Annotated in this window: 7 protein-coding genes and 1 rRNA gene; 5 read left to right on the top strand and 3 right to left on the bottom strand. The window is 60.0% G+C overall.

All coding sequences use genetic code 11. The features are described 5' to 3' along the window. A 5S ribosomal RNA gene (gene rrf, locus HDE79_RS15520) occupies positions 1–89 on the top strand; the annotation flags it as partial. Between the two features lie 150 nt (positions 90–239). Further along, entirely contained in the window at positions 240–923 is a 684-nt protein-coding gene (locus tag HDE79_RS15515; RefSeq protein ID WP_184603017.1) for a rhomboid family intramembrane serine protease, read from the top strand. A gap of 13 nt (positions 924–936) precedes the next feature. Here HDE79_RS15515 and HDE79_RS15510 read toward each other — a convergent pair whose 3' ends face one another. Continuing rightward, a complete protein-coding gene (locus HDE79_RS15510) occupies positions 937–1,665 on the bottom strand; it encodes a glutamine amidotransferase (protein ID WP_184603015.1) in 729 nt (242 codons plus the stop codon). A gap of 33 nt (positions 1,666–1,698) precedes the next feature. Continuing rightward, positions 1,699–3,534, bottom strand: coding sequence for a GspE/PulE family protein (locus HDE79_RS15505; protein ID WP_184603013.1), 1,836 nt, complete (start codon positions 3,532–3,534; stop codon positions 1,699–1,701). Between the two features lie 111 nt (positions 3,535–3,645). Between HDE79_RS15505 and glyQ the strand changes: the two genes are divergently transcribed. Both glyQ and glyS read left to right on the top strand, forming a co-directional pair. Next, on the top strand, positions 3,646–4,554 hold the full coding sequence (gene glyQ, locus HDE79_RS15500) for a glycine--tRNA ligase subunit alpha (RefSeq protein WP_184603012.1): 909 nt from the start codon (positions 3,646–3,648) through the stop codon (positions 4,552–4,554). Further along, positions 4,551–6,698 (top strand): glycine--tRNA ligase subunit beta, encoded by a 2,148-nt coding sequence (glyS, locus tag HDE79_RS15495; RefSeq protein ID WP_184603010.1) that lies wholly within the window; start codon positions 4,551–4,553, stop codon positions 6,696–6,698. Before glyQ ends, glyS begins: the two co-directional genes overlap by 4 nt. A gap of 68 nt (positions 6,699–6,766) precedes the next feature. Here the strand turns inward: glyS and HDE79_RS15490 are convergent, their stop codons facing one another. Continuing rightward, positions 6,767–7,339 carry a helix-turn-helix transcriptional regulator gene (locus tag HDE79_RS15490; RefSeq protein WP_255488437.1) on the bottom strand — a complete coding sequence of 191 codons (573 nt, stop codon included), beginning with the start codon at positions 7,337–7,339 and terminating at the stop codon, positions 6,767–6,769. A gap of 363 nt (positions 7,340–7,702) precedes the next feature. On the opposite strand from HDE79_RS15490, the gene HDE79_RS15485 reads away from it, so the two are divergent. After that, positions 7,703–9,577 carry an MFS transporter gene (locus tag HDE79_RS15485; protein ID WP_184603008.1) on the top strand — a complete coding sequence of 625 codons (1,875 nt, stop codon included), beginning with the start codon at positions 7,703–7,705 and terminating at the stop codon, positions 9,575–9,577. The last annotated feature ends 2 nt before the right edge of the window (positions 9,578–9,579 follow it).

Genomic DNA, 9,579 nt, shown 5'->3' with positions numbered 1-9,579 from the left:
CACCTGATCCCATCCCGAACTCAGAAGTGAAACGCGCATGCGCCGATGGTAGTGTGGCTTTGCCATGCAAGAGTAGGTCACCGCCAGGGGCCTTATACCCTCAAACCCCTCGATCGTATGATCGGGGGGTTTGTTTTTGGGCGACATGTTTATTTGCCTCGCTGGACAAGCTCGCGAGCCTCCCTACGGCCTTATGATGGTCGGACCCGCGTCTTGGGTCAGGTGCCGAAGGACTGAATTTGTTTATCCACGTCGAAACTCGCCGCCGACCGCGCTGGCACTGGGCAACCTTGCTGGTGGTCACGGTCTGCGTGGTGTGTTTTCTCGCGTTGGCGCTGACGCCGGAACCCCAGCGCGGCCTGTTGTTGCTGGAATGGGGAACGGTACCGGCCAACATATTCAATTCGCACGAACCGCTGCTTCCGCAGCTGGCCGATCCTGCGTTGCTGCGATTGTTCACGGCACTGTTTATCCACGTGACCTGGCTGCATCTGCTGAGCAACATGCTCTTTCTGGCTATCTTCGGGCTACCCGGTGAGCGCGCGCTTGGCTCGTTTCGATTTCTGCTGCTATTCGTCCTGGGCGGAATCGTTGCCAACCTGATTGGTGCCCTTTCGCTGGCGGGTGTCCGGCTGCCAATCATTGGCTGCAGCGGGGCGGTATCCGCCGTGGTCGGCACATATGTCGCGTTGTTTCCCCGGGCCAAGCTTGGACTGGTCTTGCCGCTGGGTTTGTATCTGGAGTTCGTGCGGGTGCCGGCCTTTTTGCTGATCGGCCTGTGGGCGCTGCTGCAGCTGCTCTTCAGCTATATCGGACCGAGTTATGGTGCTTACGTCTGGTGGGCACATATCGGCGGATTCATGTTCGGGGTCGTATTCGCGCTGTTTTCGCGTGATTCGATCGGCCGCCGGTTACGTGGCTGAGTCATTAGCTGACTCAGCCAATGGCATGACTCCAACCATGTACACGCGAAAAATGACGAAGCAACCGCCGAGCCATCGGCGTGGCGGCGACTGCTTTGAAAACCCCTGTCGGGTCTGAACCTTCCTGCCGCATATCGGCGTGCTTGCGTCTGACGTAGGCGCGCATTACCTCGGCATTGAACTCAGGATGGAACTGCGTACTGATCGCGCTTGGCCCATAACGCAGCAGTTGATGCGGGTCACGCGTTGATCGCGCCAACACGGTCGATCCGCTGGGTGGCTCAAGCACGCTCTGCTCGTGGGTCGTATGCGCCCGAAAGACGGCCGGAAGGCCAGCCGTCAAAACATCGTGCGAAGCATCGTTGATGAGTTCGATTGGTTGAGTTCCGATCTCACGCCCGCCGGGAAGGTAATCGACCCGCCCACCCATAGCGTGTGCCATCAGCTGATGGCCATAACAGACGCCGAATAGCGGCAGCTCCAGATCCATCGCGTCGCGTATCCAGCCAGCGGTGCGTTCGCTCCAGGAAGCGCGCTCGGTGACCATGGCCGCGGATCCGGTAATCATGGCGCCGGCGACTTCGTGCGGCGGGGGCAACGACTCTCCGGCACTTACTTCAACCACTCGCAGTCGATGAGGTTCGACCCGCGTGCCGATTCGGAACCAGTGCGGAAAGTCGCCGTGGCGCCCACGAATGGGGTCTGGTGCTCGGCCAGTTTGAATGATCAGTACAGGTTTCATGCGGTACCAAATTGCGTGACGTTCTGGACGTCTTTACGGCTGTGCATCTTCGGGTAGCGTATCGTCAAAATTCTCAACCGGCGGCAGAACGGAAAGTATTTCTTGCACGGTTGTCAGGCCTACCGCCACCTGGTCAGCGGCGGAAATGCGCAGCGGTCGCATGCCTTCCAATAGCGCGGCCTTGCCAAAGTTGCCAAGATCCAGTTCGGCCGAGATGAGGCTGCGCAACCGCGGCGACAGTTTCATCATTTCGTAGATGCCGGTGCGGCCCAGGAAGCCGGTATTGCGACACTCGAGACATCCGAGCGGCTCAAAGACCCTTTCGGGAACAGGGATATCCCAGCCATGAGTAAGCACGTTCCATGCTTGTGGATCCTGTGTCGTCGGCTGTTTGCAATGCGGGCATAGGGTTCGCACCAGTCGCTGTGCGACCACGCCGGTCAGGGTGGACTGGATCAGATAATGCGGTACACCAAGATCCAGCATTCGGGTCACTGCACTGGGCGCGTCGTTGGTGTGCAACGTCGACAGTACCAAATGGCCTGTCAGCGAAGCCTGCACCGCCATCTGTGCGGTTTCGAGATCGCGAATTTCGCCAACCATGATGATGTCCGGATCCTGTCGCAGCAGCGTGCGCACGCCGGCGGCAAAATCCAGGTCGATCGCCGCGTGCACCTGCATCTGGTTGAATTCTGGCGAGACCATTTCGATAGGATCTTCCACCGTGCACACATTGAGTTCCGGCGTGGCCAGATGCCGCAATGTGGAATAAAGCGTCGTGGTCTTACCCGAGCCGGTGGGACCCGTCACCAACACGATGCCGTGCGGGCGTTCGACCATGCTGCGCCAGAGGGCACCTTCGCCAGGCGAAAAACCGAGCTGGGCAAAATCCTTGACGACCAGATCCGGGTCGAAGATACGCATTACCACTTTCTCGCCGAAAGCGGTGGGCATGTTGGAGATACGCAGCTCCACCTCGCGGCCGGATGCCGAACGCGTCTTGATGCGACCATCCTGCGGTCGACGTTTCTCCGCCACATCCATGCGCGCCAGAATCTTGATGCGTGCGGTGACCGCCGTCATCACGGGTGACGGCAACTCGAAGACCTTGTGCATGCGGCCATCGATGCGGAAGCGGATCAATCCGACTTCACGACGGGGTTCCAGATGGATATCCGATGCACGCTGTTCGAACGCGTACTGCAGCAGCCAGTCGACGATGTGCACGACATGGCGATCATCGGCGCCGACCTCGCCGGTCTTGCCCAATTCGACCAACTGCTCGAAGTTGAGGATGGCGGAGGAGGTCTGGCTGGTGCCCTTGGCATCGTGCGCGAGCTGAATCGAACGCTGTACGCCGTAAAATTCCTGCAGATAGCGATTGATGTCGATTGGGCTGGAGACCACGCGCTGCACATCCCGGCGCAGCATCTGCGCCAGGTCGACAGCCCAGGCCGCGTCGAACGGTTCACTGGTGGCGAACGTCACCTCGCCCGGTGCGACGGCCACCGGCAGAATGCGGTGACGCTGCGCATAGGCATGGCTGACCACCTGAGTTACCGAGCCCGCGTTGATCTTCATCGGATCGATTTTCAGATACGGCAGGCCGGCATGACCGGCCAGCCATTCGGTCAACGTTTCCAGTCGCAGCGGTCGGCCAGGATCGCGCTGGTTGACCATCTTGGCGTTGGCGATCAATACCAACGGATGCAGCTCTACCGTGGCGCGGCCGGCGCGCGCGCCCATGCGTACCTGCTTGGCATCGTCGGCGAGCAGGTAACCATCAACCACCAGCGCTGCCAGCATATCGTCCAGCTCGAGGCGGCCACGCCGGCCGAGCAGGGATGCGATTTGCGGTGATACAGCCATCCAGACGTGCCTCCGATAATGTCGCTTCTTGCGGGCATCCTATCGGAAGCATCCGGTAGAAAAGCAAGCTGCAGCTATACTAATACGCTTTATCCACGGTCACGGAAAACCATGTCCGCGCGCACCTTTCAGGACGTCATCCAGACTCTCAACCGCTACTGGGCGGAACAGGGTTGTGTGCTGCTGCAGCCGCTCGATCTCGAAGTCGGCGCCGGTACGTTTCATCCAGCCACCTTTCTGCGATCGCTCGGTCCCGAGCCGTGGGCAGCTGCTTATGTGCAGCCCTGCCGCCGGCCTACCGATGGCCGTTATGGCGACAATCCAAATCGCCTGCAACATTACTACCAGTATCAGGTGATGTTGAAGCCGAACCCGGAGAACATCCTCGAGTTGTATATCGGTTCGTTGAAAGAGCTGGGCATCGATCCGCTGGTGCACGATCTGCGCTTCGTCGAGGACAACTGGGAATCACCGACGCTGGGCGCCTGGGGGCTGGGTTGGGAGGTCTGGCTCAATGGGATGGAAGTCACCCAGTTCACCTATTTTCAGCAGGCTGGCGGCCTGGAGTGTCGGCCGGTGACCGGCGAGATCACCTACGGGCTCGAACGCCTGGTGATGTACCTGCAGAACGTGGACAGCATCTACGACATCGTCTGGACCCACGCTCCACACGGGGTCGTGACGTATGGCGACGTGTTTCATCAGAACGAAGTCGAGCAGAGTACCTATAACTTCGAACAGGCCAATGTGCCCGAGCTGTTGCATTGGTTTGACGTCTGCGAGACCAATGCCAACCAGCTGATTGCCGCCAATCTGCCGCTGCCGGCATATGAGCAGGTCATGAAAGCCAGTCATACCTTCAACCTGCTCGATGCGCGTCGCGCCATCAGCGTCACCGAGCGCCAGCGCTACATCCTGCGTGTACGCACGCTGTCGCGCAGCGTGGCCGAAACCTATGTGGCGCAGCGGGAGAAGCTCGGGTTTCCCGGCCTGAAACAGTCCAGGGAGCAGGCCGCATGAGCGCCGCCAAATCGCTGCTGATCGAGCTGGGTACCGAAGAGCTGCCACCCAAGGCGCTGGATGAATTGTCCGCGGCGTTTTTGCGTGGCATCAACGATGGACTGGCGAAGCGCGGGATTGCTGCTGATTTCGATCAGGCCAAGGCGTATGCGTCACCGCGTCGTCTGGCCGTCCATGTTCCGAACGTAGCGGCGGCGCAGCCGGAGCAGGTCGTCGAGCGTCGTGGACCGGCGCTTAGCGCCGCGCTTGATAAAGAAGGCCAGCCATCCAAGGCGTTGCTGGGTTTTGCGCAATCGTGTGGCGTCGACGTCGCGCAGCTTGAAAAGCTCGAAACCGACAAGGGCGGCTGGTACGTCTGTCGCTCCGTCAGAGCGGCTCAGCCGCTGGCGGCATTGTTGCCGGAAATCGTTGACGAGGCATTGAAGGCATTGCCGATCCCCCGGCCGATGCGCTGGGGCAGCCACGACTACAGCTTCGTGCGCCCTGCGCACTGGCTGGTGATGCTCCATGGCGCCGAGATCGTCGACGGACAAGTGCTGGGTTTGGCGAGCGGCCGCAAATCGCACGGTCACCGCTTCATGCATCCCAAGCCGGTGCATGTCGCGGATGCCGATAGCTGGCTGGATGCGATGCGAGCCGCCAAGGTGGTGGCGGAACCTACCGAGCGCCGTCAGCGTATTCGCGATGAAATTGCCGGGGTCACGGTGCAGACCGGCGGTGTGCCACGCGTGAATGACGGGCTCTTGAACGAGATCGCCAACCTTACCGAGTGGCCCGTCGCCATTAGCTGCACCTTCGAGCGCGAGTTCCTCACCGTGCCGCCGGAAGCGCTGGTGATGACGATGGAGACCAACCAGAAATTCGTGCCGGTGTTTGATACCGAAGGCAAGTTGACCGAGCATTTCATCGGCATCGCCAACATCGAGAGCCGCGACCCAGCCGAGATCCGCAAGGGCTATGAGCGCGTCATACGTCCTCGCTTCGCCGACGCCAAGTTCTTCTGGGATGAGGATCTAAAAACGCCGCTGGCCTCATACATGGCACAGCTGAAGAACGTCACATATCAACAGTCGCTCGGCAGTCTGTGGGACAAAAGCGTGCGCGTGGCCGAACTGGCGCGGATCGTTGCCAATAGGGTAGGCGTCGATGCCGGTCAGGCGACGCGTGCGGCGGCGTTGAGCAAATGCGATCTGTTGACGCGGATGGTTGGTGAATTTCCAGAACTGCAGGGCGTGATGGGTCGCTACTACGCCATGCATGATGGCGAAACACCCGAAGTAGCCGAGGCGCTGGACAATTTTTATCAGCCGCGCTTTGGCGGCGACGCGATTGCAACAGGCAAGGTTGGCCAGGTATTGGCCGTGGCCGAGCGGCTCGACACGCTGGCCGGCATTTTTGCGGTCGGCATGAAACCCAGCGGCAACAAGGATCCATTTGCCTTGCGTCGCGCGGCGCTTGGATTGGCGCGCACGCTGATCGAGGCCGGCCTGGAGATCGATCTGCGCAGCAGCTTTGTCGAGGCACTGGAGATGCTGCCCGATGCGGCGCTGGCGGCCGGCCTCAAGCCTGGCAAGGATGGCAACGCACCGGCACTCAACGCGGGTCAGCGACGTGCGGCCCTGGCCGAGGAGCTGTACGACTTCGTGATGGATCGTCTGCGCGGTTATTACGCCGAAAAGGGTTTTGCTACGGCGTCGTTCGAAGCGGTGCTGGCGGTACATCCGGGTAGCTTGCCGGATTTCGATCGGCGGCTGCGCGCGGTGGCGGAGTTTGGTCTGCGTCCGGAAGCAGCCAGTCTTGCGGCGGCCAACAAGCGTGTGGCCAATATTCTTCGCAAACAGGCCGAAGAGCCGGGTGCGTCAGCCATTTCCCGCACGGTCGATTCTGCGCATTTCGAATCGGATGCCGAGCGCGATCTGGCCGAAGCACTTGCCTCTGCACAGCGAGACACGGCGGATTCACTGGAAGCCGGCAACTACACCGCCGTGCTGAATCGACTCTCGCAGTTGCAGGCTCCGGTGGATGTGTTCTTCGAGAGCGTGCTGGTGAACGCGGAAAACCCGGCCGTGCGTGCCAATAGGCTGGCCCTGCTTGGCCAGTTGAAGGCCCAGTTCGGCGGAGTTGCCGATATCGCCCTGCTCTGAGCCGGTGGATAGCGTCAAATAAAAAAGCAGCCGTGAGGCTGCTTTTTTATTCCATCGAAACGATAGCTTCAGACCACGGGATTGCGCCCCTGCCGGATGCGCTTGGCCAGCCGGTGGTTGAACGTCACCATGGCTGTTGTGTCCACGTTGATGCCGCCTGGGCCGAGAATTTCATAGAGATCTGCCAGCATGTCGGTGTTGTCGGCCAGCGTCAGCGGGCTATCGGCCAGCTCGAGTTCGGACTGCAGAATTTTCATGGCGGTATTCAGCCGCTGCGAATCCACACCGTTTTCGTGGGTAGGCAGGATACTGACCGAAGCCGTACCCAGGCGGAGCTTGGGGCGTGCCGAGATCACTTCGGCGCTGTACTGATCGTCCGGCGTGCTAGTCGAGGGGTCGGACTGGATCGCACCTTCACCAGCAACAAGCCAGACCAGCGAGATGCCGAGCGTGCGCGCCAACGTCACGCAGCGTGCGCGGGAGGGATCGGTATTACCATCGCGCCAGCTGCGTACCACGCCTTCCGAGAAGCCGCACATACGCGCAATTTCAGTGGCGCTGCCAACCCGCTGGATCAGCAGCTTGATGCGGTCTGAAAAAGTCCCTGCCGGCGCGGGTGGATAGGATGGCTGCATATTCATGATAATGGCCGTGACAAGTGTTGTGTAAGAGGTTGCGAAAACTGCTGAAAGTCTTGGTGGGTTATCTAAAAAGAGACGCCACCGTCACCCTGATTTTGTGCCGCTTTCAACAGGATATGTTCTGAGATTACGCGCTAAACGTAAATATTTACATATCTTTACTTAACTGCATGTCATTGAAAAATATCCACGAACAGCACAGTGACCTTGGCCAAACAGGCTGCTCGGCTGTCTTGAAAGCATGTAGCGCATGATAGATTTCAACGTACGCGCAGTTTCTTTCTTGGGAGTTTCGTAAGCTAATCTCTCGCAACGCGCCAGCATGGGTGCGGTTGACAACGCGGACCCACCCCAAGGAAAGACATGAGTCAATTCGCGCTGCTGGGCAAACGCCGTTTCGCGCCCTTTTTCTGGACCCAGGCACTGGGTGCATTCAACGACAACGTGTTCCGCAATGCGCTGGTGATGCTGGTGGCGTTCCAGATGGGGCTGGATGACCACACCGTATCGCTCTACACCAACTTGGCGCCGGCGCTCTTCATCATCCCGTTTTTCCTGTTTTCCGCGACCGCCGGGCAGCTGGCGGAGAAGTTCGAGAAGACCCGGATCATCCGCTACGTCAAGCTGTTCGAGATCGCGGCGATGGTGCTGGCGGCGTTCGGCTTCTATACCCACAACACGGCGCTGTTGCTGGTGGTGCTGTTTCTGATGGGTATGCACTCGACTACTTTTGGTCCAATCAAGTACGCGATCCTGCCGCAGGCCCTGAAGCCCGGCGAGTTGGTCGGCGGCAACGGTCTGATCGAGATGGGTACGCAGCTGGCCGTGCTGATCGGGCTGATCGTCGGTAGTGCCTTGATGCAGATCCCGCACCTCGGCACCGTGCTGGCTGGGGCCGTGACGATCACGGTGGCGATTGTTGGCTACATCGCCAGCCGCAGCATTCCGATCGCGCCGCCCACAGCGCCGGAGCTGAAATTCAACTGGAATCCGTTGACTGAAACGTCCCGTGTGATGGGTATTACCAAGCAGGATCGTGGCGTGTTCAACGCCGTGCTGGGCATTTCCTGGTTCTGGTTTTTCGGCACCGTGCTGGTGGCGCAGTTGCCGAGCTATACCAAGCTCAATCTCGGTGGCGATGGCTCGGTCAATATCCTTGGGCTGACGCTGTTCTCGATCGGTACCGGTATTGGTTCGTTGCTGTGCGAAAAGATGTCCGGCCGGCGTGTGGAGGTCGGCCTGGTGCCGCTCGGCGCGTTTGGGCTGACTGCCTTCGGCATTGACCTGTTTTTTGCGCGACCGGGTCTGGCGCAGACGCACGGGCTGGACTGGCTGGCGTTTCTGCATGCCCATGGCAGCTGGCGTATTGCGCTGGACCTGACCTTGATCGGCGTTTTTGCCGGCTTCTATGTGGTGCCGCTGTTTGCCTTCATCCAGAGCCGCACACCACGCGACCGGCTGTCGCGGGTGATCGCTGGCAACAACATCCTCAACGCGCTGTTTATCGTCTGCGCTGCCGGCTTTGGATTGGGCATGGGCGCGTTGGGCTTTGGCATACCGCAGATCTTTCTGGCCATTGCGGTGCTGAATGCACTGGTAGCGCTGTACATTTTCACGCTGGTACCCGAGTTCTTGATGCGCTTTATCACCTGGGTGCTGGTCAACACGCTTTACCGGGTGCGTGTCGACGGCACGCAGAATATTCCCGAGGAAGGTGCCGTGTTGCTGGTTTGTAACCATGTCAGCTTCATGGACGCGATGCTGCTGATGGCCAACCTGCGGCGTCCGGCGCGCTTTGTCATGTACTACAAGATCTTCAATATCCCGCTATTGCGGTTCGTATTCCGGACGGCGAAGGCGATTCCGATCGCCGGGCACAAAGAAGACCCTGCGTTGCTGCAGCAGGCCTACGACGCGATCGACGCAGCGCTCGCCGATGGTGAAGTGGTGTGCCTTTTCCCCGAAGGGGCACTGACACGTGATGGACAGATCGCGACATTCCGCACGGGTGTAGAAAAAATCCTGGCGCGACGGCCGGTGCCGGTGGTGCCGATGGCGCTGCGTGGCCTGTGGGGCAGCGTATGGAGCAGGCGCGATTCGATGTTGCATCGCTCGCGATTGCCGCGGCGTTTTCGTGCTCGGGTGGAGTTGGTGATCGATACCGCGGTAGCGCCTGAGATGGTTACGGCCGTGTCATTGGAAAAGCGTGTTGGCGAATTGCGCGGCGCGCTGGCGTAACG

The organism is Rhodanobacter sp. MP1X3 (assembly GCF_014207165.1).
GTDB lineage: Bacteria > Pseudomonadota > Gammaproteobacteria > Xanthomonadales > Rhodanobacteraceae > Rhodanobacter.
The sequence above is the reverse complement of the archived record's forward strand: the minus strand, read 5'-3'. Positions and strand labels throughout refer to the sequence as shown.

Coding starts and splice junctions, on each gene's coding strand:
- HDE79_RS15490 (WP_255488437.1), bottom strand. CDS start 7,339: ATGAATATGCAGCCATCCTATCCACCCGCGCCGGCAGGGACTTTTTCA.
- glyQ (WP_184603012.1), top strand. CDS start 3,646: ATGTCCGCGCGCACCTTTCAGGACGTCATCCAGACTCTCAACCGCTAC.
- HDE79_RS15485 (WP_184603008.1), top strand. CDS start 7,703: ATGAGTCAATTCGCGCTGCTGGGCAAACGCCGTTTCGCGCCCTTTTTC.
- glyS (WP_184603010.1), top strand. CDS start 4,551: ATGAGCGCCGCCAAATCGCTGCTGATCGAGCTGGGTACCGAAGAGCTG.
- HDE79_RS15510 (WP_184603015.1), bottom strand. CDS start 1,665: ATGAAACCTGTACTGATCATTCAAACTGGCCGAGCACCAGACCCCATT.
- HDE79_RS15505 (WP_184603013.1), bottom strand. CDS start 3,534: ATGGCTGTATCACCGCAAATCGCATCCCTGCTCGGCCGGCGTGGCCGC.